23 protein-coding genes are annotated in these 26,053 nt (G+C 38.9%); 12 read left to right on the top strand and 11 right to left on the bottom strand.

Annotated features, from left to right (window positions below; all coding sequences use genetic code 11):
• The first annotated feature begins 11 nt into the window (after window positions 1–11).
• From ACCB35_RS20700 to galE, 7 genes are all read left to right on the top strand, one after another.
• Window positions 12–1,472, top strand: a complete 1,461-nt coding sequence (locus tag ACCB35_RS20700; RefSeq protein ID WP_374055123.1) for an oligosaccharide flippase family protein — start codon at window positions 12–14, stop codon at window positions 1,470–1,472.
• Between the two features lie 261 nt (window positions 1,473–1,733).
• Window positions 1,734–3,047, top strand: a complete 1,314-nt coding sequence (locus ACCB35_RS20695) for a nucleotide sugar dehydrogenase (RefSeq protein WP_374055122.1) — start codon at window positions 1,734–1,736, stop codon at window positions 3,045–3,047.
• Between the two features lie 318 nt (window positions 3,048–3,365).
• The gene (gene wecB / locus ACCB35_RS20690) at window positions 3,366–4,421 is read left to right on the top strand and encodes a non-hydrolyzing UDP-N-acetylglucosamine 2-epimerase (protein ID WP_374055121.1); all 1,056 of its coding nucleotides are present in this window, start codon (window positions 3,366–3,368) and stop codon (window positions 4,419–4,421) included.
• Between the two features lie 523 nt (window positions 4,422–4,944).
• The gene (locus ACCB35_RS20685; protein WP_374055120.1) at window positions 4,945–5,508 is read left to right on the top strand and encodes a DapH/DapD/GlmU-related protein; all 564 of its coding nucleotides are present in this window, start codon (window positions 4,945–4,947) and stop codon (window positions 5,506–5,508) included.
• A gap of 17 nt (window positions 5,509–5,525) precedes the next feature.
• The gene (locus ACCB35_RS20680; RefSeq protein ID WP_374055119.1) at window positions 5,526–6,656 is read left to right on the top strand and encodes a DegT/DnrJ/EryC1/StrS family aminotransferase; all 1,131 of its coding nucleotides are present in this window, start codon (window positions 5,526–5,528) and stop codon (window positions 6,654–6,656) included.
• Between the two features lie 33 nt (window positions 6,657–6,689).
• Window positions 6,690–7,700 (top strand): Gfo/Idh/MocA family protein, encoded by a 1,011-nt coding sequence (locus tag ACCB35_RS20675; RefSeq protein WP_374055118.1) that lies wholly within the window; start codon window positions 6,690–6,692, stop codon window positions 7,698–7,700.
• Between the two features lie 296 nt (window positions 7,701–7,996).
• The gene (gene galE / locus ACCB35_RS20670) at window positions 7,997–9,028 is read left to right on the top strand and encodes a UDP-glucose 4-epimerase GalE (RefSeq protein ID WP_374055117.1); all 1,032 of its coding nucleotides are present in this window, start codon (window positions 7,997–7,999) and stop codon (window positions 9,026–9,028) included.
• A gap of 425 nt (window positions 9,029–9,453) precedes the next feature.
• On the opposite strand, the gene ACCB35_RS20665 is transcribed toward galE, so the two are convergent.
• Window positions 9,454–10,875, bottom strand: a complete 1,422-nt coding sequence (locus ACCB35_RS20665; protein WP_374055116.1) for a Na+/H+ antiporter NhaC family protein — start codon at window positions 10,873–10,875, stop codon at window positions 9,454–9,456.
• Between the two features lie 76 nt (window positions 10,876–10,951).
• On the bottom strand, window positions 10,952–11,947 hold the full coding sequence (locus ACCB35_RS20660; protein ID WP_374055115.1) for a D-cysteine desulfhydrase: 996 nt from the start codon (window positions 11,945–11,947) through the stop codon (window positions 10,952–10,954).
• Window positions 11,948–12,075: 128 nt separating this feature from the next.
• Between ACCB35_RS20660 and ACCB35_RS20655 the strand changes: the two genes are divergently transcribed.
• Complete coding sequence (locus tag ACCB35_RS20655; protein WP_374055114.1) at window positions 12,076–12,960, top strand: LysR substrate-binding domain-containing protein; 885 nt, start codon at window positions 12,076–12,078, stop codon at window positions 12,958–12,960.
• A gap of 30 nt (window positions 12,961–12,990) precedes the next feature.
• Here the strand turns inward: ACCB35_RS20655 and ACCB35_RS20650 are convergent, their stop codons facing one another.
• Both ACCB35_RS20650 and ACCB35_RS20645 read right to left on the bottom strand, forming a co-directional pair.
• Window positions 12,991–13,929, bottom strand: a complete 939-nt coding sequence (locus ACCB35_RS20650) for a selenium metabolism-associated LysR family transcriptional regulator (protein WP_374055113.1) — start codon at window positions 13,927–13,929, stop codon at window positions 12,991–12,993.
• Window positions 13,930–13,962: 33 nt separating this feature from the next.
• Window positions 13,963–15,018: a YeiH family protein gene (locus ACCB35_RS20645; RefSeq protein ID WP_374055112.1), complete on the bottom strand. Its 1,056-nt coding sequence runs from the start codon at window positions 15,016–15,018 to the stop codon at window positions 13,963–13,965.
• 355 nt (window positions 15,019–15,373) lie between these two features.
• On the opposite strand from ACCB35_RS20645, the gene ACCB35_RS20640 reads away from it, so the two are divergent.
• The 3 genes from ACCB35_RS20640 (at window position 15,374) to ACCB35_RS20630 (ending at window position 17,058) form a co-directional block, all read left to right on the top strand.
• Window positions 15,374–15,511, top strand: a complete 138-nt coding sequence (locus tag ACCB35_RS20640) for a hypothetical protein (RefSeq protein WP_374055111.1) — start codon at window positions 15,374–15,376, stop codon at window positions 15,509–15,511.
• Window positions 15,512–15,604: 93 nt separating this feature from the next.
• Window positions 15,605–16,042, top strand: coding sequence for a hypothetical protein (locus ACCB35_RS20635; protein ID WP_374055110.1), 438 nt, complete (start codon window positions 15,605–15,607; stop codon window positions 16,040–16,042).
• A 146-nt stretch (window positions 16,043–16,188) separates the two neighbouring features.
• Window positions 16,189–17,058: an alpha/beta hydrolase gene (locus ACCB35_RS20630; protein ID WP_374055109.1), complete on the top strand. Its 870-nt coding sequence runs from the start codon at window positions 16,189–16,191 to the stop codon at window positions 17,056–17,058.
• A 210-nt stretch (window positions 17,059–17,268) separates the two neighbouring features.
• On the opposite strand, the gene ACCB35_RS20625 is transcribed toward ACCB35_RS20630, so the two are convergent.
• The 7 genes from ACCB35_RS20625 to ACCB35_RS20595 form a co-directional block, all read right to left on the bottom strand.
• Window positions 17,269–18,081, bottom strand: a complete 813-nt coding sequence (locus tag ACCB35_RS20625; protein WP_374055108.1) for an alpha/beta fold hydrolase — start codon at window positions 18,079–18,081, stop codon at window positions 17,269–17,271.
• A gap of 943 nt (window positions 18,082–19,024) precedes the next feature.
• Window positions 19,025–19,864, bottom strand: coding sequence for a DUF2599 domain-containing protein (locus tag ACCB35_RS20620; RefSeq protein WP_374055107.1), 840 nt, complete (start codon window positions 19,862–19,864; stop codon window positions 19,025–19,027).
• A 902-nt stretch (window positions 19,865–20,766) separates the two neighbouring features.
• Entirely contained in the window at window positions 20,767–21,540 is a 774-nt protein-coding gene (locus ACCB35_RS20615) for a hypothetical protein (protein WP_374055106.1), read from the bottom strand.
• Window positions 21,541–21,658: 118 nt separating this feature from the next.
• Window positions 21,659–23,254, bottom strand: coding sequence for a zinc ribbon domain-containing protein (locus tag ACCB35_RS20610; protein ID WP_374055105.1), 1,596 nt, complete (start codon window positions 23,252–23,254; stop codon window positions 21,659–21,661).
• A gap of 75 nt (window positions 23,255–23,329) precedes the next feature.
• Window positions 23,330–24,121, bottom strand: coding sequence for a hypothetical protein (locus ACCB35_RS20605; protein ID WP_374055104.1), 792 nt, complete (start codon window positions 24,119–24,121; stop codon window positions 23,330–23,332).
• 152 nt (window positions 24,122–24,273) lie between these two features.
• Entirely contained in the window at window positions 24,274–24,402 is a 129-nt protein-coding gene (locus tag ACCB35_RS20600; protein ID WP_374055103.1) for a hypothetical protein, read from the bottom strand.
• 153 nt (window positions 24,403–24,555) lie between these two features.
• Window positions 24,556–24,918 carry a DUF948 domain-containing protein gene (locus ACCB35_RS20595; RefSeq protein ID WP_374055102.1) on the bottom strand — a complete coding sequence of 121 codons (363 nt, stop codon included), beginning with the start codon at window positions 24,916–24,918 and terminating at the stop codon, window positions 24,556–24,558.
• Window positions 24,919–25,190: 272 nt separating this feature from the next.
• On the opposite strand from ACCB35_RS20595, the gene ACCB35_RS20590 reads away from it, so the two are divergent.
• Window positions 25,191–25,475, top strand: coding sequence for a hypothetical protein (locus tag ACCB35_RS20590; RefSeq protein ID WP_374055101.1), 285 nt, complete (start codon window positions 25,191–25,193; stop codon window positions 25,473–25,475).
• Window positions 25,476–26,053 lie beyond the last annotated feature (578 nt).

Below are 26,053 nucleotides of genomic sequence, written 5' to 3'. Positions count from 1 at the left end.
ATGGGTCTATTATGAAAAAAACATTTAAGAATTTTGGATCGGATACATTATGGTACTTGCCTGGTAATGTTGCACAAGGAATAAGCGGATTTTTATCAATAATCTTGTATACTAGACTATTTACACCAGAACATTATGGAGATTATGCGCTAGTAATAAGTAGTTTAGGTTTTATGAATTCTGTTTTAATAGGATGGTTAAATCAATCAATTATTAGATTTAATTATGAATTTAAAAAAAATGATTCTTATATTAGCACAATAATATATACTGTACTTCTAATAAATATTACAGTTCTACTTGTTTCAATACCTATCTTTATATTAACTTACGGAAACGTGAGCAATTCCTTTATGAAACTTACTTATTATGGTTTCTTTCTTTTCTTCGTTCAAGCTTTCGACAGCACTTTTCAGTCAATACTAAGAGCGAACAGGTTAGTGAAAATTTTTAGTTTAAATAATGTAGTAGTATCGCTAAGTAAGTTAATAATCGTTTATCTATTAGTAAGTTATTATAATTTCAATATAGAAAGTATATTAATTGCTTTAATTATAGCTCATACTTCTACAATTATTATTAGCATTAGAACCTTAACTTTTTCGAATGTAAATTTTAGGGTTATAGATTTTTCTATCTTGAAAACATTTAGAGATTATGGTGTTCCTCTTATAGGTTTGACTTTTACATCTTGGATAATAGCATTATCTGATAGGTATATAATAAAAATCTTTGAAACTTCGAAAGAAGTTGGAATATATTCCGTTAGTTATTCTATTGCCAATACGATCCTCAGTTTGATAATTACTGTTATGATGTTAGCTGGATATCCTGTAATAGTGAAAGTTTGGAATACCAGTGGAAGGCGTGACACTGAGGTAGTTGTTGGAAAAATGCTTAGATACTATTTATTAGTGACCATTCCACTATTTTTTGGGTTTATTTGTTTTTCTTCTGAGGTATTGGAAATGTTAGGTTCGGAAGAATATTTAAGTGGGGATAGAGTATTACCAATGGTATCTTTAGGAATATTGTTAATGGGTGTTAGTCAATACTCTAATAAAGTATGGGAACTCACAAAAAAAACAAAAATAATAATGTATTTAAATATAATCACAGCTGTTTTGAACTTAGTACTTAATATTATTTTTATACCTATATTTGGTTTTATAGCAGCCGCATATACGACTGCAGCTTCATATATATTTTATTTAATGATTTCGTTGATAAAGTCAAGAAAGGTATTTAGGATTAAAATTCAATTAAAGTCAATTATGAATATATTACTATCTTCAATTATTATGGCCTCATCTTTATCAATTTTAACTATTTACTCTAATTCAACCTCTATCACTCTAATTCTAGGGGCTATTAGTGGAATTGTTATATTCTTGTTAGTTATTAAATTGACAGGGGAAATTGATGAAGAAATAAAAGTGTTGAAAAATTATTTTTATAAGAATAAACCATAGTCAGTCCATAATTATAGACTATTTTTGTTGAAACACGTTAGTGCTATGACCAAATTAATAACTGGAGGAGCAGCTTATATTGGAAGTCAAAGCTCTGACTGAAGGTATTCAGAAAAATCCTTTCTGCACGTGAGACGATTGAAGAAGGAAAATCTCCAATTGTAACAGGTGCCAAAGGGAAGGGCCCTGTTCTATTAATACACGCAATTTTAGAATCTAAAAAAGCTGGAAAAGAATCGATTTATAAAGGGGAAAAAAACGATGAACCATTATGAAAATTTATTAGCTAAAATAGAAACAAAAGAAGCGGTAATCGGTGTCGTAGGACTTGGTTACGTTGGGTTGCCACTGTCTGTAGAGAAAGCGAAAGCTGGATACAAAGTCATTGGTTTCGATGTACAGCAATCAAGGGTTGACGAAGTGAACAAAGGGATTAACTATATTGGCGATGTAGTGGATGAAGATTTAGTGGAGATGGTGAAATCTGAGCGTTTAATCGCGACGACCGATTATGCCATGATCGCTGAAGTGGACGCAGTTGCAATCTGTGTACCTACTCCATTGGATATTTACCAACAGCCGGACACATCTTATGTAGAAAGTTCTTCAAAAGAAATTGCCAAGCATGCGAAGCAAGGAACATTGGTTGTTCTTGAATCTACAACATATCCGGGAACTACGGAAGAAATCGTGATGCCGGTACTAGAAGAAAAAGGCTACAAAACAGGAGAAGATGTCTTTATTGCGTACTCTCCTGAACGTGTCGATCCAGGTAACAAACAATTCAAAACAAAGAACACACCAAAGGTTGTCGGTGGTATCACGGAGAAATGTACGGCCGTAGCGGCAAGCCTTTATAAAAATGTTCTTGAAGGGGATGTATTTGAAGTATCCAGCCCGGCTGTTGCCGAAATGGAAAAAATCTTTGAGAACACATTCCGTCATATTAACATTGCCCTTTCAAACGAAATGGCAATTCTATGTGAAAAGATGGGGATCGACGTATGGGAAGTAATCGATGCGGCGAAAACAAAGCCATACGGATTCATGGCATTCTATCCAGGACCTGGACTAGGGGGTCACTGTATCCCAATCGATCCATTCTACCTAACATGGAAAGCAAGAGAGTATAATTACCATACTCGTCTGATCGAGTTAGCGGGTGAAATCAATAACACGATGCCTGAATATGTCGTGAACAGAATGATGCAAATCCTGAACGAAGATGGAAAAGCTCTACGGGGAGCAAAGGTAACCGTTCTAGGAGTCGCATATAAGAAAGATATCAACGATGTTCGTGAATCGCCAGTTCTGAAAATCATTGAAATCCTTGAAGCACAAGGTGCAGACTATGTGGTAGTAGATCCATATGTGTCTTCATTCAAAGCAGTTGGTAAAACAATTGACACTATTGAAATGAATAGGGAGGTTCTGAATGATTCTGATCTCGTTCTTTTAACGACAGATCACACAGACTTTAATTATGAGATGATCGCAAAAGAAAGCAAGGTCATTTTTGATACACGAAATGCGTTACATAATGTAGCGAAACCGAATAAATACATTAAGCTGTAATGGGAGAGAGGACAAAGGATGTTGTTCATTTAAGTGTTGGCACCCATTATCCATCCGCATTGCCATAAAAGATGAACCATTAATTTTTGCCCCTACCTAGGTAAGGAAAGATACGTAACCTAAGACCTTTACATAAAGGCGTACCGACTAAATAAGCTCGTTTGGTTGGTGAGAGAGTTATTATTATTTTCTAAGTACCTAAAATGTTTACGGCTGGTATCGTTCTTGCCTATTATTTGTTACAAAAATTTCAAGAGCTACAGAAGTTAACAATTTTAAAGAAAATAAGCAAAATATTTTAGGGGAGGAACTATACAAATGAAAATAATTACTATCATAGGCGCAAGACCGCAATTTATTAAAGCAGCACCCGTTTCAAGAGTACTTAGAGCGCATGTTGAAGAGCTAATTATCCATACTGGCCAACATTACGATACCAATATGTCTGATATATTCTTCGAAGAACTTAATATACCAAAACCGGATTTCCAGTTGGGAATCGGATCATTCTCCCATGGAAAACAAACAGGAGAAATGCTTGTTGGAATTGAAAGAATTCTTCTGAAAGAAAAGCCTGACTATGTATTAGTGTACGGTGATACGAACTCAACACTTGCTGGTTCACTGGCTGCATCTAAGCTAAATATCCCTATCATCCATATTGAAGCAGGTTTAAGAAGCTTTAATAAAAAGATGCCGGAAGAAGTAAACAGAATTTTGACTGACCATATTTCTGAGTATCTATTCTGTCCTACAGATACTGCAGTAGGAAATCTTAAAAATGAAAATATTACAAATAATGTTATTAATGTTGGCGATGTAATGTACGATGCGGTACTTTATAATCGGGAATTAGCAAACGAAAAATCTGAAATCATTAAGAACCTGGAAATTTCCGATGAGGACTATCATCTTATCACAATTCATCGCGCAGAGAATACGGATGATCCAGAAAGAATCAAAAATATTTTAGAAGCGTTAAATGAAATTGACACATTAAAAGTGTGGCCGATTCATCCGAGAACCAAAAATGTCCTTAAATCAATGGGGTACAACCTGGATGATATTCATAATCTGAAAGTGATCGAACCAGTAGGGTATCTTGACATGCTGACTCTTGAATCACAAGCAAAGAAAATCATCACCGATTCAGGCGGCGTTCAAAAAGAAGCGTACTTTATGAGAATTCCTTGTGTGACCGTTCGAGATCAAACAGAATGGATAGAAACTTTAAAATACGATGCCAACATACTAACAGGTACTGATAAACAAAGTATTCTTGAAGCTGTAGCGAAAGAAACAACTCCAGAATATTTGAATGTTTTTGGGGACGGGCATGCTGCTGAGAAAATTTTAGACATAATTATTCAATAAAATATTTTTAGATAGAATGTTAGCAAGTTCCTGTACTTATTTTAAATATTTTAATAACTCAAGTTACTTACTTGAGTCTTACATTTAAAACCAACAATAAAGAGGTCTATCCGAAACGGAACCCTCAAAGCAGAATCTGCACACGACCTTCATGAACAAACTTTAGTTGCGAAAAGAATGTGCTAATACATGAACCTATTTTATTACTGTTCAGAATTAGTGCTTAACATGTAACAGTTGTCCATGAGGGTATTTTCCTGCTCCTCATCACTAGCTGGAATTCCTGAAATCATTTCCAAGGCTAGTCAGTCTTACTTATGTATGTTTTGGGTTTTTATGGAAATATTAGTTTCAGAAATAAGGACGTAAGTTTATGCTTCGTTTTTGAAAAAATTAATGAGAAGCAATGAACTAGATAAAAACAGATTAGGGAGTAAACAATTGACAAAACTAGTGAATTGTTTCGAAGAGATTTTTGCAAGACTCAATTCAGATGATATATAAATAGATAAGGAGATATGAAATGGACTATTTTGCACATGAAAGTAGTTATATAGATGGAGATGTGAGAATTGGGAAAGATACTAATATTTGGCATTTTAGTCATGTTCATAGAGGTGTTCAAATAGGGGAGAATTGTTCATTAGGACAGAATGTAAATGTATCTAACAACGTCAAAATTGGCAGTGGAGTAAAGATTCAAAATAACGTTTCTGTATATGAGGGTGTGGAATTAGAAGATTATGTTTTCTGTGGTCCATCTATGGTATTTACTAATGATTTAACACCAAGAAGTAAATACCCTAAAGGTAGTGCTGCGTATAAAAGAACATTAGTTAAATATGGCGCTTCTATAGGAGCAAACGCAACGATTGTATGTGGAAATACCATCGGTTCCTGGGCCATGATTGCTTCTGGAGCCGTTGTAACCAAAGATGTTCCAGACTATGCATTAATGGCTGGAGTTCCGGCAAAACAAATTGGTTGGGTTTGTGAATGTGGTCTTCCTTTAAAGGAAGATTATCATTGTAAAGAATGTAATAGATCTTATGAATTAAAAGAACATAGTTTAACTGAAGTTAAATAAGAGGAGAGAGGTAAAGTATGCAGTTTCGTGACTTAAAAGCTCAATATACTCAGTATAAATCAGCTATTGATGATGCTATTCAAAATGTGCTAAACACTGGCCAATATATAGGTGGAAAACCAGTCAATGAACTTGAAAAAGAACTAGCTGAATATGTAGGTGTTAAGCACTGTATTACATGTGCTAATGGAACGGATGCTCTGTCATTGGTTTTAATGGCTTGGGATGTAAAAGAGGGTGACGCTGTTTTTGTACCTGACTTTACATTCTTTTCAACAGGTGAAGTAGTTTCCTTTAATGGAGCTACACCAGTTTTTGTAGACGTTGATGAAAAGACTTTCAATATTGATCCTGTTATGCTTATACAATCAATTGAAAAAGTGAAAAAAGAAGGAAAATTAAATCCTAAAATGGTTATACCAGTTGATCTGTTTGGACTCCCTGCTAATTATGCTGAGCTAGAGAAGATTGCTAAACAGTATGATTTGCTTGTATTAGAAGACGGTGCACAAGGATTTGGTGGAAATATTAATGGGAAAATGGCCTGCAGTTTTGGTGACGCTGCAACTACATCCTTTTTTCCAGCTAAGCCTTTAGGATGTTATGGAGATGGTGGGGCAATCTTTACGGATAGTGATGAAACAGCTGAACTGCTTCGTTCCTATAAAGTTCATGGTAAAGGTGAAAATAAATATGACAATGTAAGAATTGGTGTGAACTCAAGACTAGATACCATACAAGCAGCCATCTTGCAAGTAAAATTACATGCATTTAAAGAACATGAGCTAGATGGAGTAAATAGAGCTTATCAACTGTATAGTGAAAAACTGCAGAATATTGTTGAAACACCTTTTATTCCAGAAGGTTATTACTCTAGTTTTGCCCAATATACAATCAAGCTTAATTCAAAAGAACAAAGAGATGCTTTACAGGACAAGCTGAAGAAAAATGATATTCCAAGTATGATTTACTATACTAAGCCAATGCATCGCCAACAAGCATTCGCTGACCTTACATTTATAGAGGGAGATTTTACTGTAACAAACAAACTTTGTGATACCGTTCTTTCACTTCCCATGCATCCATATCTGACAGAGGAAGAAATTACAAAAGTATGTGATGTAATACAAGAATTTATGAACGCTTAATATCAATATATTGAATAGGGAAGAGGTTTAGTTATGAATTTTGCAATTGTCGGATGTGGCTTTATAGCAAAAAAGCATGCAGCAGCAATTGAGAAAATTGATGCTGCAAAGCTCGTTGCAGTCTGTGATAAAGTTCCAGCTACGATGAAATTCTATAAAGAAGAATATGGTGCAGAACCTTATACTGAATTAGAAAAAATGCTAGAAAAAGAAGATGTTGATATAATTTGTATTTGTACCCCTAGTGGCTTCCATGCTTCCATTGCAGTTCAAGTAGCAGAAGCAAAAAAGCATATTATTGTAGAGAAACCAATCGCGATGACAGTGGAAGATACCGAGAAAATTATAAATGCTTGTAAGACCAATAATGTAAAATTGGCTGTGGTTCATCCGAACCGTTTTAGACCAGTTGTTCAAGAGCTGAGAAAAATTATGGATCGAGGCTTATTAGGAAAGATTAGCCATGCAAACTGTATAGTGAATTGGAACAGAAATCAGGAATATTATGACCAAGCTCCTTGGAGAGGAACTAAACAGCATGATGGTGGAGTGCTAATGAATCAAGCGATTCACAATCTTGATTTATTGTTATGGTTTATGGGTACTCCTGAACAAGTGTTTAGTATGGAGGCGACAAGATTTAGAAACATAGAAGCCGAGGACGTATCTGTGGGAACAATAAAATTTGATTCAGGAGCACTTGGAACAGTAGAAGCTTCAACTACTGTGTATCCTAAAAATTATGAAGAATCTATCACAATTTTCGGTGAAAAAGGTACGGTAAAAATTGGTGGTACAAACGCATTATATTTCGAACATCTTGATATTATGGATATGACAGATGACGAAATTGAAGATTTGAAAGAAAGTATAAAAGCAGACCCATGGGGAACTCCAGGTCATCAGTGGATTATTGAGGACATGGTTACTGCAGTTAATGAAAATCGAGTACCTGCTGTTACTGGTGAAGACGGTGAAAATGTATTAAAACTAGTATTATCTTTCTACGAATCTTCAAAATTAAATCAACCTGTGCAATTTTAATAAGTTGATTCAAATATCTGGTTACACCCCCCACCAAGTTAAAGCATGAAAGTAAGTTATCTCTTTAAGATATGCAACATATTCTCAAGAGCTTAGAAAAAGCCTTTACTATTAGTAGAGATCAACTCTTACATATAGAGTTTAGTGATGGAAGAAACTTGTTTTAGATTTGTTTTTTGTTGCAGTGAATATATATGATCCTAGCGGATTAAATAGGTCTATTGAAAAAGGTACTTCGTATATAAATACGAAGTACCCTTCTTATTGATAATTATTTTATGAAAGGGTGTTCAAAAATGCCTATTTTAGTAACAGGTGGAGCCGGGTTTATTGGTAGTCATACTTGTGTTGAGCTACTAAACTCAAATTACGAAATAATTATATTGGATAACTTTTCAAACAGCAATATTGAATCATTAAATAGATTGAAAGAATTAACGGGTAAGAACTTTGAGGTTTATGACGTTGACTTGCTTGATAAAGAAAATGTAGATAACATTTTTAAAGAAAATCACATTGAAGCAGTCATTCATTTTGCCGGTTTAAAGGCAGTTGGAGAATCTGTTGAGAAACCTAATTATTATTATCAAAATAATGTTACCGGAACATTAGTACTTACTGAAATGATGCAAAAATACAATGTGTACAATTTGGTCTTTAGTTCTTCTGCTACTGTCTATGGTATTCCTAAAGCAGTTCCTATTTCTGAAGACTTCCCATTAATTGCAACGAATCCATACGGACGTACAAAGTTAATGATTGAAAAGATTTTAAGAGATTTAAATGTATCTAATAAAGATTGGAGTATTGCTTCACTACGCTACTTTAACCCCATTGGAGCACATGAAAGTGGTTTGATCGGGGAAGATCCTAAGGGTATTCCAAACAATCTAATGCCATATATTACTCAAGTAGCTACTGGTAAACTACCTGAGCTAAGTGTTTTTGGTAATGATTATTCTACTCCAGATGGTACAGGGGTAAGAGACTATATTCATGTAGTTGACCTGGCAAAGGGACATATTAAAGCATTGGAAAAAGTATTGTCTACCAACGGAGTTGAGTCTTATAATCTTGGTACTGGTCAAGGGTATAGCGTACTTGAATTAGTAGATGCCTTTGAAAAGGCTTCTGGGCAAAAAATTCCTTATAAAATAGCACCTCGTCGGCCAGGTGATATTGCGGAATGTTATGCTGATCCATCCAAGGCTGAGAGAGAGTTGGATTGGAAGTCAGAGAAGAGCTTAGAGGAGATGTGTTTGGATTCTTGGAGATGGCAGGAGAGGAATCCGGATGGGTATCTAAGTAAAACAGTAGAAATAAAATAACAGGTTGATAAAATCCCTAAGGCTTATGTTAAATAGAGTTAGGGATTTTATTTATATTTGAGAAGCGCAGGGGCGCGGTTATCGCGCTTCTATTATAAGAAAGAATTTGTAAAATTGGGGTCTGACCCCCACCCAGCTAAAGTGTCCAGCGTTAATGTAATAAAGTGGAGTTTAATGTTGGGGTTTGATCCCTTGACTGTCAATGTAGAGGTCAATTTTAGAGTTTACTATATTTTTAAAATATCGAGTGATATAGTAGTGGCAGCAAGAAATCATTGGTATAATTGACTTTCCCAGCGGTCTTAGCTATTATAGATCGCCCTGGATGTTTCTACACAATTAAGTTTTTGATAGCAACATCCAGGTTGATAAATTAGAAGCTTAGCAAAGTGAATGATTTCATGTAGCTAAGAATACTTTTTGATTTATAATGCTGCCTTTTTGATGCTCTCTTCTTCTTGGCGTTGCTCAGAAAATGTCCGACGCCAACCGGTAATTACAGAAAAAACTAATACTAGCAATAAGCCCCAGGTATACGGATTAAAGGCCGCAACTAATATTGAGGGAAGCGGTATGTTATATGTCTCTGCTGTTGTAGCTAAGGTACTGTGCCATACGATTACAGCTACATGCCAGGGTAAAATAAAGAAAATTGTATTTACGGCACAATCCATTAAATTGGCTCTTCTTGATGGTGCCAAACGAAACTTTTCCCCAAGTGGTTTTACGAAACTAGGTCCGATTACCATTAATGCGGGTGCGTTATTCGCAATCGGTATTGAAACTATCAAAGTTACAAGTATGATAGCAGCCTCTGCTTTTCTTACAGTTTTGGCCACTGATTTTTGTATTAATTTTAAAAGTTTTGACATTGCTCCACTTTCGATTAAAACCTGTGTTATGGCCAAGACAAGCAAAACAAACATGATTGCTCCAGTTACTCCCAGTATCCCGTCTTCAATTAAGCCTGTAGATTGTCCTCTCTCAGAAGGAATATGGAATAAATTAGTTAGTTTTATATTCCCGATCATCAACCCAATGATGACTGCCGTAATATTGCCATATATTAATGCCTCTATAATATGTCTATTGAATATTGCTGCACTTACTACAATAATTAAACTTAATAACATCAATAGTCCGGAAGCATTTGCATTTTGGTCAATGTCTGCCAGCGCTCTAACTTCACTTCCTCCACCAGTTAACAATAATACGATAATCGTAATGATTCCTGCAGCGACTACGAGTGGAAGGCGAGTTAAAATAACTTCACGCATGGTGGCACCTTGCGTATAGGAGGAAACAATTGTTGTATCTGAGACTGGGGACAAATTATCACCAAATGCCCCCCCAGCCAATATAGCGACTGCAAGCATAGCTGGATCAGCACCCATATAAATACCCGCTGGATATAGTACAGGCGTTAAGGCGATGACTGTACCTGTGCTGGTACCTACACCCGTGGCAAAAATTGCTGCGGTTACAAAGGCGAGTGCCGTATAAACGGCCCCCTGTGCCCCCGTTTCCAGGCCCAACCATATCAGGCCATCAACTAAGCCTCCTGCCTGCATCAGTTTTCCGAAGACACCTGCAAAAATCCATGCAGTGATGATCACTATACCATTCTTGTCACCAATACCTTTCATGATTGTTTCACTATACGAAAGCTTGTTTTTAGCTAAGAACAAACCTATTACTATAGCTATCCAGCCTCCAGCCCAAAATGCTTGGGTACCTCCTCGCTCAAATACAGACAGTACAATTAAAAAAGTGAGAAAAACCAGTAAAGGTAATATCCCTCCAAAAGTACCACCATACATTTCTAGCTTTTTACTTTCTGGATTCATTACTTTCCCCCCTTAATGTCTCCTTTATTAACAAGAAATCTATTTAGCCTCATATACAAATTTAAAGTGAACCCTACTATTGAAATAGAGAAGTATAATCATAAAGAGCTGGAGAACCACCAGTATGAATAAATAAAATTTTATCCCCTTTTTTAAAATAACCTTGACGTGTCAGATCAATGAAACCAGCCATTGTTTTACCTGTATACACTGGATCTAATAGAATACCTTCCTTCTGTGCTAGTAGCTTGATAGCTTCTTTCATACGATCTGTAGGCAAAGAGTAACCGGGACCCACATAATCATCAAAAACGTTTACTGATTTTTTCTCTATTCTATTTGATACATTTAAATAATCTGATGTTTTCTTGACTAGATTATAAACATTTTCTTCCTGTACTTTCTTTTCTTTATTAACACTGATGCCAACAATTGGGATGTGATTGTTATTACCTTCCATTCCCACGAGAAGTCCGGCATGAGTGCCAGCGCTGCCACTAGTTGTGACAATGTAATCAATATCTAAAGAATGTTCGAACAGTTGCATCATTATCTCTTGTGCACAGGCAACATATCCAGTAGCACCTATCTCATTTGAACCACCTCCTGGAATAATATATGGGGACTTACCCTCTGAACGGACCTGGTCTGCAACTTTTTCCATTTCCTTCATCATATCCGACCCACCTGGTACTACTGTAATATCTCCCGCATCAAGCAAATTAAAAAGAAAGTTATTGCCATTGGCGTTTAAATTGTAACTATCAGATACTCGTTCCTCCAACACAAGCCGACAATCTAACTGTTCTTTCTTTGCTGCCGATAACGTTAACCTGCAATGGTTGGACTGGACAGCTCCACAAGTGATTAAGGTATCGGCGTTCTTTTTTAAGGCATCTGCAACCAAAAATTCTAATTTTCTTGTTTTGTTACCTCCTCCAGTTAGTCCAAGAAGATCATCTCTTTTCATATAGACATCAGGTCCATCTAAATATTCAGATAAGTTATTCAATCTTTCAATTGGTGTTGGTCCATAGTTGTACTTCCTTCTAGGCATACTAGATAAATTCATCTTATAACCCTCCTAATGGTTTTGTTTGAATATTCTCAATATTAGCATTAAGATGGTTATTAGTGAAATTAATTTTAATTACTATGATCATAAGAAAATCTAATTATAAAAGGGGGAGTCTGTTATTTATGGATCGTTTGCTAAATATTTTTATCACTGTAGTGGAAGAAAGAAATTTGACTCGTGCTGGCGAAAAACTGTTCATCACTCAATCCGCAATAAGTCAGAACCTAAAAATATTGGAGAGAAAATTTAATGCCCAATTACTAAATAGAACAAACAAGCAAATTAGTTTAACAAAAGCAGGAGAAATTCTTTATTTTCATGCACGGCAAATAATAAATCAATATACCCTAACGGAAAGGTTGATTTACGAATTACAAGAAGGTATTAGTGGTCCATTGAATATAGGATCAGGTTTTACATTCGGAGAATACCTATTACCTGATCTAATTTCAAAATTTATAACCAAGCACCCCAAAATAAGACCTAAAATCACTATTAAAAATTCCATACGCATTGCAAATCAGGTTAGGGAAAATGACTTGGATATCGGCATCATCGAGAGGGAGGTTACAGACGACCTCCTTCAAACCATACCGTTTGCAGAGGATGACATGGTGGTTATAGTACCAACTAATTTTATAAATAATAATGAAGCTGATATCAGTTATCTCTCTGATAGAACGTGGATAATCAGAGAGAATGGATCAGGGACAAGGCAAGTTACGGATAATATGTTTAACAAAACGGGGATTAATCCTAAAAATATATTAGAGTTTGGTAGTACCCAAATAATTAAAGAAGCCGTAAGAAAAGGCCTGGGAGTATCATATATTTCCAAATTGGCTGTACAAAGCGAATTAAAAAAGGGTATGATAAAATCTTTGACTTTAGAGAATTATAAAGATTCGAGAAAGTTTTACTATGTTATTAATAAGTCCCAACCTTCAACTAAGATATTAGAAATGTTCATTGATACAATTGGACAGGCACCCTGTCCCAAAAAGTAAGAAAGACGAGTGAATCCAATCACTCGTCTTTCATTTATTCTGGGACAATGGACCTGTCCCCTTGTCCCTTGGAACAAGGAACCCATCCCTTGAATGAATAAATTCAAGCAGTTTTCTGCTCGTATGCTGTAGTGCTTCTTCATGATAGATCATGTATAAATCCCGGTAGAGTGAGATTCCTTCGATTGTTAGTTGTTTTAAGGTTTGGAGCTCCAGTTCTTTTTGGACGGCTGATTTGGATATGATGGAAATTCCCATTCCGGCTTCGACCGAAGACTTGATTGATTCGGTGTGTTCGAGCTCCAGTATGACATTAAGTTTGGAAGCATCTACTCCGCCTCTTCTAAGAGTATCTTCCATTACCTGCCTTGTGCCGGATCCTTTCTCACGGATGATGAAAGGGAGGGTTAAGAAATCTTCAATGGACACTTGTTGATGCTGTGTCAGTGGATGCTGAGTTGAGGTGATGATCATGAGTTCATCCCGTAAGAATGGGACTTGTTTCAGTGTCGGGTATGAAAGCATGGATTCAATGAAACCCAAGTTGATTTCATGTTTGAGAAGTTTTTCGACTATTTGTTCAGAATTATATACTTTTAATTGTGGCTTGACCTTCGGATAGGCCTTTAGGAAATTGGCCAATAGTACGGGGAGGATGTGTTCCCCGATGGTCAAGCTTGCACCTATCTTTAAATCTCCGTGGACTGTCCCTTTCAATTCTTCCAGCTCGTTCTTCGTTTCATTCATCAAAGCAAAGAATTGGTTCACTTTCTTATAGAGTATTTCGCCAGCAGGGGTCAACGAAATCTTCTTAGTTGTCCGCTCTAGTAATTGACAACCCCATTGTTCTTCCAATTGCTTAATCTGAGTGCTCACGCTCGATTGTGAAAGGTGAAGATCCGTTGCTGTTTTTGAAAAGCTTTTATTATTGGCTACAACATAAAATACTTTTAAATAATCGAGGTTCATAGTATCTTCACTTTCTTTCGCTTATTGATAGTTTCAGGACAGGAGACGGTAGATGAATAATAGCAGCGGTGTCAAAGCTAATAGACCAAGAAAACCAAGGACGGCTGTGCCTACAGGCTTCACGCCCACTTTCACAAAATCTCCCCATTTGATATTCAGTCCTAATCCAGCCATCCCCATTGCCAATAGATAAGTGCTGAGCAATAAAAGGATGTCGAGGGCCTGGTTCGGGATCGTACTGAATGTATTTATTAGACTCATACATAAGAAGCCTAGAATGAACCATGGAAAAGGAAAATCCTTTAAACGGGATTTTCTCGCAGGGTCTTGATGGCTTTTTCTATTGAAAAGATAGCTGATGACGAAAGCTACGGGAATGAGTAAAAGGACACGACCCAATTTCACTAAAACGGCGGAATCGGCGCTCAAGTCCCCGCCTGAAATACCTGCCGCGATGACGTGGGCCAATTCATGCAAAGTCGCACCGACTAGCATGCCGTACTCCTGCTCGCTGATGGGGAGAAGAGGGAACAGCATAATATACATGATGGCACCGATCGTTCCCAGCACGGCTATACATGAAACGGCAATGGCCGTATGCTCTTCCTTGCTTTTTACAATGGGGGCAATCGCTACAATGGCTGCAGCACCGCAAATGGCTGTCCCGGCTGCCAACAATGAAGCCAGCTGCTTATTGATTCCAAAGGCTTTTCCTAAAAATATCATAAATACCATTGTAAACGCAATCACTATAACATCCACAACGAATACAGCCATCCCCGCTGCCACGATTTCCTGCAGATTGAGCCTGAAACCCAGCAAGATAATACCGGCCCGGAGAAGTACTTTACTGCTGAATTTCACTCCTGCCCCGGCACCCGTAGGAATGGAAAGAGTATTCCCCCACAGAGCCCCTAACAAAATTGCTAAAATCATGATCCCCAATATTGAAAAAAACGGGAGTTTCGCAATGAGGCTCGCAAGCATCGCCAAAGCAAACGTCAGTAAGATGCCTTTGCCGTAACCCAGAGCCTTGCTTTCTTTTTGATAATGGACAAACTCTTCTTCCCGAACTTTTGGTAATCCCATTCAAATGCCTCCTCTTCAACTTTCTTTCAACTTAACACGATGAAGAGCATTCATTTAATCGAAATGCTAATAAGTGCTATTAGAAATTTGAATAAATGTAGGAGGGTGACTTATCTGATGAAAAGAAACCTCGTCAAATCAAGCTTTTATGACAAAATAAAAGAATATTGGGGTCTGACCCCCAACCAGATACAGCGTTAGTGTGTTAAAGGGTTGGGTGTGAGGAAGCGGAGGGACGTTTCTCACGCTTCCTTTTTCAAAAAAGTAGTATTTTTAGTGGTGTTATCAAGATTTGCAATCTATACAGACCGTCCAAAGAGAATGTAAGATAAAATCGTGGAGGATTTAAAGAAACTTGAAGGCTTCGAAAAATGTGACTTTATATGATGGAACCAAGCCATTTACAAGTGTCACGACCAGGTCATACGATAAAAAGGTCCTTCAGGTAGTGCTTCCTGACCATGGATTAAAGATGCTCAAGCAGGTTATGTAAATGCAGCAAAAGAATATGCTGAAACCCTGAATAATTATAAGGATGTTGAACTTCAAGTGACCATCCTAAAGTAGTATTTGAGGATGTGGGAAAATGGATATAAGCGTGGGAATATTTAAAAATATTGAAAACAGCGATATCATCTTGGTTCCGTTTGGAATCGATGAAAGTGGAGTATCGCGCGGATTAAAACAACATGAAATTGTATCATCAGATCCCGCTGATATCGGCTCCAGGCTGCGTAAATGCTTTGGCATGATTGAAAATAAGGAATACACTCCGGATGATATGAAAGATGTAGACATCAAGCGTATCACGGGAGATAAGAGCGAAAAGACATTCACAAAGAGAAATCTTTTCCAGACGGTTTTCTTGGTCAAACAAAAAGGATTTGAATTTGAACCAAAGACAAGGAACACACAAAACAACGGGTATACCGGCAAGGGAGAAGTATCAGAAGAGCTTAAGCTAAACGTCTCTGATGATGAGCTCGGCAAAGCGGTGTTACGAACTTTTGAAAAGTGTAGGTAGGTAAGTACAATAGAGACAGTCCTTCCAAGGGGTGAATTGGAAGGACGGGGAGCCATGGGGACAGGTTCCTTGGCTCCCTGAGAATCTTGATATTGAATGGGTACCAGGGGACCTGTCCCCCTGGTACCCGAGAGAGGAAGGTGCGCATGTCAAACGTATCATTTGTGTATGATTGGACAAAAGATGGATTACGTCTGCAAGGGGTTCATTGGCAGGAACTTCGACACAACACGTGTGTATTGTTTATTCACGGTACAAGTGGGAATGTTATCGAAAATTACTTTGCTCACGTTTTAGCACAACACTTAGTGGAGAGTGGGTATGGTTTCTTTTACGGACACACCCGTGGATACAATCACATGAATGACATTGTGACGAAAGATGGAAACCATCGCACGATTGGCGCTAGGTATGAAATCTTCAGCGCGTGCCTCTACGACATTGACTTATGGGTGAGGAAAGTACGTGAACTGGGTTATAAATCCATTATCCTCATGGGCCATAGTTTAGGTGCAAATAAAGCCATCCATTATCTATCTGAAGAGGGTTCCTCGGCTATCACTGGTTTGATACTCGCATCCCCTCCTGATCTTGTGGGGCTCTCCAAACGCTATGACCCTCATCGAAACGACATGATTCACGAAGCAAAAACGAATGTGAATAACGGTGACCCAACAAAGCTTCTCTCACATCTTCACGATGGATGGCTTGAAATCAGCTCACAAACGTACTTGAAGCGTTGCTTAGAAGGGTGTGAGGCAGATAATCTCCCTATCTTGGAAAATCCAGACACCTTTGCCGCGCTATCTACCTTACGCATCCCTATCCTTGCGTTCATGGGAGACGTGAACGAAGTAAACATTCACACACCGAGTGAAGATCTGGCGTTGATGAGGGAAAAAGCGACAGCGTGCCAAAAGTTCGAATATATGGTTTTGGAAGGTGCCGATCACAACTATGAAGGAAATGAACAGGAAATGGCGGAAATGGTTGTGAATTGGATGGAACGACTATGATCGTTATAGTCTCTGAAGACAAATATATTGCTATGAAGACTGTTTGTGACTTATATATATAAAGTTATATTAAATCAGTTTTTTCAAAACATTGCTTGGTACATAGAGCCTCCATTAATAATGGTACACTCTTATTCATTGAATTCTTATTATTGGAGGCTATTTTGTGTTGCATTGGTTGGCCTTAAAATAAAGAAAATGGTGTGTTATTTACTTCCCTTCCAAGAATCCATCAACAATCCCATTAAACTTCCCACCATACTCCCAAAACATAAGATGCCCACCCAATACCTCAATCGACGCTTTAGGAGCAAGCTTTCTCAGGCTATTGGTCGCGGCTTCTGCCCAGTGCTCAGCAACCACAAACAAAGTCGGCACGGCTTCACTGCTCTCTGCCGCCTCCACACGATAATCAGAAAAGAGTCCCGAAGAAAACAAATTAGCAGCAATATAGTAAGGGGTTTTCAGGGATTGCTCGACAATCCACGTCAATTCTTCATCCTTCAGCTCCCGTTGGACCATGACTGCCTTGGCATAGGCAGCAATGAAATCCCGTTGTCCTTTTGGGTTTCGAAGGTAGTTTGTGTAGGCCGCAGCCATGTCATCAAGGGGACCTTCAACCCACTCCTCGTCTTGTTGAACGGATAAAGATTTGGGCGGCATATCAATGAGGACGAGGGATTTGATCCCATCGTTACCGAATTGGCGGATATACTCCCAAACCGTCAAGCATCCGAATGACCAGCCGACAAGCGTTACATTCTCAACCTTTAATTGCTCCAGTACTTTCTTGAGATCCGTTCCATGCGTGACATAGTCATTCCCGTGAACCGTCATGGTGGAGCGGCCATGGCTTCTCGGATCAATCACAATCGTGCGGTGGGTTTTTGAAAAGTGCTTCACCTGCTCGGAAAAGACTTCAGTCGTAAACGTAAACCCCGGAATAAAGACAATGGGCTCCCCAATGCCGGTATCCTGCACGAATAATTCGATGCCGGGTTCCACTTCAATATAGGTGTTCATGGCTTTCCCCCCTGAATTTTTATCCATTCGTTTCTAAAGTATATTCTTCAAAACGCCATTTCATATCGGAAATGATTGATAAACTGTAAATGCTCTGTCCCATTTCTGTCGTAATGACAGGATTTTTAAATGAGATATTCTACAAGGGTTGTCCTTTTTCACGCTTCGAACCTATTTAATTCATGAATAAATCAGAAGGGTGGAAGAGAAGATGAAATCAGGTTATCTGGTAGTGGATCAGACGGCTGGGACATTGGTAGAATTATCAGGCTAAGCGTACTAAATAAATGGGCTTCCCCATTATCGAACTACCTCATTCACTAATGAATTCACTTTACAAACTATGTAGGGATTAATAAGTAGTTCTTATTTTGAAGGAGAAGTTAGTGAAGACGCATAATGATAATCAAAAAGTAAGACTGTCTTAGAAAATGGGCCATATTTTTAAAGGTTAGTAATATGGCCCTCTCCAAAAGAATACAATCTGCAGTCTTTTTAAATTAATGTTTTGAATACTTCATTACATGAAGTATTCAAAACACAATAACATTCAGTGCACGAGTGTTAGCTACCACGCTGTTGATCCCCACTGATTCAGTAACTTCAAGTGTAATAGAGTAAGTGACAGCACCTAAAAGTGTGTCGTTCCATGTGAGGTTGGGGATTTGTGTATGAACCTGCCCGGGTAGATTGCTACTGGTTCTTCTAATCAGGGGAGAGCCATGGGGACAGGTCCCTTGGCTCCCTGAGAATCTTGATATGGAATGGGTACCAGGGGACCTGTCCCCCTGGTAACTCTAACGATGGTGTGGGCTGTCTTTGTAATAGGAGATGGTGAAAGCGGGATGTGGGGACAACTTGTCCCAGCGACTTCAAAGAAGAAGCACGGGGCTGTCCCCGTGCTTCTTATCTCATAAAATAGTTAGTTAATGTTGTAGATGATTTAAGGATTACACGCTTTAGCAACTGTTTCCGCATAACTGACATTAGGCCTGGAAGGCTCTAAATTCCAGCGTGTTTTTGTCCTGGCATAGGTAGCATGACAATCAAATTGATCTTTCATACCTCCTGTGTTATACCAGTTTGAACTACTGCTATGAACCGCATATAGCTTATTCCAAGCATCAGCCATTCTCACTGATAATTCAAACCCAGGTGCGTCCCTTAAATAGGATGTAGGTGCTAGACTAAGAGATTTGACGCCATCTCTAGTAATCCATGAAAAATCAGAAAAGTAAGTGGAATAGTATGTTGCAGCCAACGTCACTATTATTTCAGTCGGTTCATTAAGCTCATCCGATTGAACGTTTATTTCTAAATGATCCGTATCTGTCATTTCCGTGTTTATGCTTACTTTTTCAACGTTATCAGCCACTTGTGTAGAAATGATTCCAATAGACTCATGATCCTTATTGTAGACGTTACCTGTATTCGAATTACCTTCTTCATCCTGACTAAGAATGATATACTCACCATTTTCAAAGTCAAAAGGAACATCAATAGTAGTCCCGGTCTGAGATGGGTTTATAAAAATAGATTGCTTAATCCGATTGTCATCTATCGTCTGTTTATGTTGAAAGTTAGAAACACGAGACTTTAATCCGATTGACTTTGCAGAGAAAGAGTTAATTTCTGGAGCCCCGATACCGATTGTATTTCCTTCTTCAGTAGACACTTCTGTCAGAGGTGATTTAGTCTCCGTACTTGCTAATGCCCCTTGACTAAAACTAAACATCGTTACCATTCCTAAAGATATCAAACCAGCTTTTTTAAAAACACCCATGTTAAAATTCTCCTTTTTTGTAAATTGTTGCGCAACATGGACAATCGTATAATATTTATCATTTCATTGGAATACTAATATCTAAATATTCCCAAAAGAATAAAATGTAAACTTATATATTATTGACGTTGACATTTTTGTGTTGTTTAATAGATTCGGAAGGGGAGATAAGTTTATAAGAGTATAAAAGAAGACCATTTAAATACCAAAAACCATGGTTGGTATTTAAACATGATTAAATTTGTACCATTCATAAAAAATATAGAGGTGATAGAATTGGATAGTTTTAATTATTTTTTTCCAGTGTTGCTCACAATTACTTTATTTTTAATAACTACTTTTCTTTATTTATTATTTTCTAGAGAGAAATCATTTAGTTATGTCGGGGTGTTCATTATCGCCTTGTTTGGAGTCGGCGTTAGTATAACTAGTGCATTATCGTTGGGTTATATAGTCGATCAATACAATCTCGTAGTTAGTAATAGAGACATCCTTTCCATTGGAGTGATTCTGTTATTAAGCCTATCAATTCCAATCGTTCATCATTTTAAGTTTAAGTATAAAAAAGTCATACATAAATGAGATAGCGAAGGAGGCAATTACATGAAGAGGTAACAATGGGATGTGGGGGCAGGTAGCTTGTCTCACAAGAATCTAAAGCAATAAGAAAACGGAGTGGGACACGAGTAACGATGAAAGGTATCTTATCACTGACGATGAGTATCGGAATAGCGCCTTGACATCCATGGTTGAAGAAAGCCTGCTCATTATGTAATGTGCAGGCTCAGTATTTATGTTTGAAGGTGTTAGTCCAACCCATGAAGGAATAAGACTAGGCAGCCTGTTCTAACAGAAGACTAGAGAATAAACCAAGCTTGTTCAGTATAATTATCTTTCCTTCCCTACTCTGGCACCACAAACTCCCCATTATGATCATATACAATTGTGCTCGTAGTCAATTCTCCGATCGGCGTAGGTAATGCCGTATCGATTCCGTAAACCAGTTGATCTTCTTCGCCAACCCAATAGATCATCGTCATATTCTTGACCATCGTCCCTGTGAGGGAAGAAGCCAGGGAGCCGCTGGAACCCGCAAACGTTTTGAGGATCGGTGATACTTCTTTCATCATCTCATCCGCATTCATCTCTAATGACAGTCCAATACAGCTCACCCCGTTTCTTTCTTCCCTTCCTATGATGTCTACTTTCTTCTCTATTTTTGAATCATAGTATTGGTTCACTGAATTGGTCGGGTCAAAGGAAGAGAGGAACAGGTTGACGAGCAGTTGATCTTCAGGGTGAAAGTCTGTTATCTCCCATTGCTGCGATGTTTGATCGTAGATTCCATATTGTGTCTGGTTAAAGTAGAAACGGTCTGTGGAGTCGGGGATTCCGCTTCCCTTCATGCTTGTCGTCATGTATGCCTCAACGGTTTGATGATTTTCAATTCTCGTTTGGCCTTCACTGGTCACCGTGTATTCATAAGAAGTGCCAAGGAGTTTCCCCTGAAAGGTGGTCTCTCCCAGTGTGCGGATCGATTCTAACGTACTCATATTGTTCATGGCATCGTCCAGAATCTCTTCAGGGTTGATCATTTGATTCTTGATGAAAGTAGGCATGGAACAACCAGAGAGTAACAGAATGAGAGTTGGAAAGAGTAAGAGCCTTTTCGTCATTGTTTCCACCCCTTGATTCTTTGCCCGGTTGTATGCGATGGGGGAACGGTGTGTGTGCCATTTTCTCTGTATGGAAAGGATGGATAAAATAGATTTTCCTTCATCTTATTTTCCTCCTTCATAATGGATCTGAGATCGTCAATCCTTTATGCTCTTTAGAATCCACCACAACCCACTCATTCGTATCTGAATCGAATTCGCATTCATAGGTAAAATAATAGGTTTTCGGTTTGAAGGTTGCTGCTTCAGGGTCAGATGGGTCATTCCAGCTGCTCTCGTAATGCTCTGCAACACTGATCCTCGCTTTGGTTCCTTCTTCTTCAAGGGTAAAAGACTGACCGTCGAAGATTAACTCCTTGATGTACCCACCATACGTGATTCGCCTTTGCTTCAAATCGTTGATGATTCCGATGGTTTCTTCAAGTTTGGGACCTTTTACACTCCTTAATACAGAGCTGTCCAGGATGGTAATCGCCTCTATATAGGACTGATTGTAGTCGTTGACGGCATCGACAACTTGATCGAGAATCGTTTCAGAAGGAATCGGAAAGAGGAGTTCGACCTCTTCGGTGGCTCCTACTCTATATTCCTCACTCGTCACATCTCCCCAGGGGTAATGGTACACGCCGCTGATTGTGACGGAATCCCCAGCTGTGATAGGACCAACCTTCATATCTGTTCCATCAAGCGTTCCGTATAACTCTCCATTCAAGTAAACATCCACGCCGCTTTTCTCCGAGCTGACGGTCACATATTGCTCTTGAAACGAAAGCGGCATGGGGGTGGTGTTCGTTTCCCACAACGGGAAGGTTTCGTTCGTTTCAAATTCACCATATTCCCCGGTTTTGACAGCCTTGACCGAGATTTCTCCTGGTAATAGATTCTCTACCTGGCGAAGGTCCGTCCCTGATGGTGGGACTTCGACATTGTTTACGAATAGCTTGGCGTCAGGGTCCGTTTGAATGGTCAAGGTAATGGGAGTGAGGTGGAGGGAATATTGGTCGATGAGTCCCCATTTTTTTTCTGGGAATTTTTTAAGTTGAAATACGATGGGCGTTACGGGATCGATTTGTTCTTTAGACGTGAGCACTTTCTCTTGGTCTGATAGATTCTTATAAAGTTTTGCCAATAGAGCAGGGTCACTGTGTAAATCCGTTAAAAGGCGGCTGATCTTTTCTTCTGGATGCGTATCTTCCAGTAAGGAACGAACGGCTGACGCATCTTTACTTTTGATGGCCGACGTTAATGATTTCGTCGTATGGACCGGTAAGGAGGCATCTTTCACATACCAAAATCCGTACGTGCCCGCGCCAAGAAGAATCACAAGGAGTATAAGCGAAAAAACAGTGGACTTTCGCTTTATCCAGGTGGATTTGGATTGAACGCGTCTCCTGGTCGGCTCCGTACATTGATCACATGGCAGATCAGCTGAAGGGAGGGGAGAGCCGCACTTTTTACAGTGAACCAATTGGCTGACACTCTTACACCTTTGGCATTCTCCATCTGTCTGTTCACTTCCACATTCCTTGCAGAAGGAGAGCTTTTTTTCGTTGGAATCCTCACAGTTTGAGCATTCCTCATTATCTGACATGAATGGTGTTCCACACAGCTTACAAAACCGTACAGATTTCTCAGAGATGACAGGTTTGCCACAGTTCCGGCAGAATCCACTGTCTTTTGAAAGGGGGTGCCCGCAATGATTACATGGTTTCATCCGTTTCCTCCTCCATTAGGCATTTTCTTAGAAAAATCCCCCAGGATACATCAAGGGGGATCTCAAACACATTCCTTAAAATAGAAAGAAAGAGGTCAACTTGGACTCAATGAGATCAAGGAGTGTCGAAAGGAGAAATGCCGCCATTGCCCCCATCGTGATGAATATGGCCAGATAGGTCAATAGAGTTCCATACAGAGTATCCAACCCTGAAGGATAATCCCTTTTAAAGCTTGAAATCACTAAAGGAGGGACGATAAAAGTAGAACCCATAAAACCGATCCCAAGAAAGACAGGATATAGACCCATACCCAATAAAGACATCAAAAAGGCTAGCAGGAAGAGGGCCAAAAAGGGAATAAGCATGGAACCAAATCGCGCAATGACATCTGTATACCCCGCCGGAACCTTCCCGAGCTTAACCGCAACAAACGAGTAAGAAGCAATTAACAGAATGAAAATAGCGTAAGAAAAAGCGGGCTTGATGACCATGGACATAAACTCGCCATCCACCCCGGCTTCCTTGAGCCCTAAATAAATGATTAAAGGAATGATAAGAGCAAATATCCCAATCGATATCAATCCGTTGACAAGCTGTTCGCGATTCGTGTTCTGCGTGGCGGCAACAGGTTTCTTTAGCACTTCCATAAAATATGAGAAATACATTTTCGAGACATTCTTCACATTTTCAACATGTGCATTTGGTTGGGGTGCGGCAGGGATCGGTGCATGGGCAGCTGCCCCTTCTAAACCAGCCGGCCTTGCCTGAGAAGAACCGGATTCAGAGCCCCCCGGCACTAATCGTGTTCCACAATTTTCACAAAAATTCCCTCCATCATTCATATGTTCACAACCAGGACACTTCATCAGCAAAACTCCTTTCTGGGCATATAACTAATAAATACCAATTAGATGTGAAAATATGACTACTTTTTGTTTTGGAGATAGGGACTTTGGGGCGGGTACCTTGTCCAGAAATTGAAAAGACACAGGGGCAGGTGCCTGTCCCTGTGTCTCGCTTAATCCTTATTATTGAGTATACTTTCCTTCAATTTTTCTATATCTTCATCGTATCCCAACATTTCTTTGTCAAAATCAGAGTCCTTTTTCTTTATTTCTTCTGATAGACTTTCCTGTTCTTTTCCCATTAGATTTCCTCCCTTTTTACTGAATGACTTTAGATTTTACGTATATGTAGTCTGCTTTTATAACCAGAGAATGATTATCGAAGACGCTTGAAAGGGGGACTTGTTCTCACTTTTCCTTACACAAATAAGAGGCCGGTTGCCCGGCCTCTATACTCACTTCAATTTAATCTGCACCGAATTCCTCTCTTGCGCATGAATGGTTTTGGGATTCCTCTTTTGCAGAGCGGTCCTTTTCACCGAGCTGGTCACATTGTGTAACATATCACCCACATCATGTACGGACTCAAGTAAAGGGTCGACGGCTTTCATTTTTCCTTTTACATCATCTGAAATTTGGTTTGCTGTATGAATCAGTTCTTCTGCTTCCTCTGTCACTCCGTTCACGGCTTTCCGGGCGTCAGACAACGTCTTTTCCGTTTCTGTAAGTGTTGTCATGACTTTTCTTAATGTCATAATTAAATAGATGACGAGAATGGTGAACGCGACGGCTGCAATGACAGCACTCCATTCAAGCATGAGACCAGCTCCCTTCGTTTACTCTATAATTATGAAAATGGAGGGACGGTTATTCTCTTTCCTGGACAGGTTGGGCAGAATGGTTGGGGAGCAGTTTACACCTCCCCTTAAAAATGAAAAGACGTTTCTAGAGGCCAGGATCGCAAATCCTCTCGTCTCTTTTTAGAGTCTGGGACAAGGGACCTGTCCCTTCGTCCCATCATCAGCAATACTTTTGTGAAATTATGGAATAAACCTCCTCGCATCACCATATTTTGAAATGAGGTGATGAGATGGAGATGCAAAAAGAATTGAATGAAGTGCATACAAATGGAAATGGGATGGCGGTGTCAGCCCTTGTTCTGGGAATTGTAGGGCTTGTACTTGGTATAGTGCCGTTTCTTGGATGGTTCATGCTACCTGCCTGGATACTTGCGATCGTCTTTGGTGCCGTGGGCTTGAAACGTGGCCAGTCGAAGGGTATGAGTTATACCGGTCTTATTCTTGGAATCGTAACTTTCCTTTATAAATTTGGGTTTTGGATCCTTGTGGCCGCAGGATCTTCTGCAGGAATGTAAGGTGTAGGCGAGGTTGAATCTTACCTCTTTTTTCAATAACGATCAGACTAAAAGGATTTATTCTCATAGGAGTATGAATCCTTTTTTTATGGAGGGATGGGGGACAGGGACCCCGTTCCATTTTTTAGTTTCAGCAGAAAATGCATCCGCTGGATTTTGTTATTGAGTAGATGCTCATAGGATTCTACTCTCTCTTTTTTCTCCGAAATCTGCCGGTAAGTTGCAGAATATTGAGTTGAGATGGGATATTGAGAGTTCCATGGGTACATATTGGGGCCGGAAATGATGGTGAGGGTCTCTCTGCTGAAGAATTAATCCTGATCGGACTATTTTCAATCCTGAATGCGGATTATATGTCCTGTATTCAATTTATTAATCCTCTTTTTTAATAATTGATCCTACTTGTTGAATTTTCTTTAGGTGATCAGTTAAACGTGGTTACTCTGAAACTTTTTACTGCCTCAAATAATGGAAGAGTTTATAAGGAGCCTGTTCTCTAAAACTACCATCATAAATAAATAGACTTCTATTAATAGTAAAGAATCTAAAAAAAACGAGGGAAAACCCCTCGTTTCTAG

It is taken from the genome of Rossellomorea sp. FM04394 (assembly GCF_041889765.1).
Lineage (GTDB): Bacteria > Bacillota > Bacilli > Bacillales > Bacillaceae_B > Rossellomorea > Rossellomorea aquimaris_B.
Note: the sequence above shows the minus strand (reverse complement) of the source record. Positions and strands in the feature narration are given on the sequence as shown.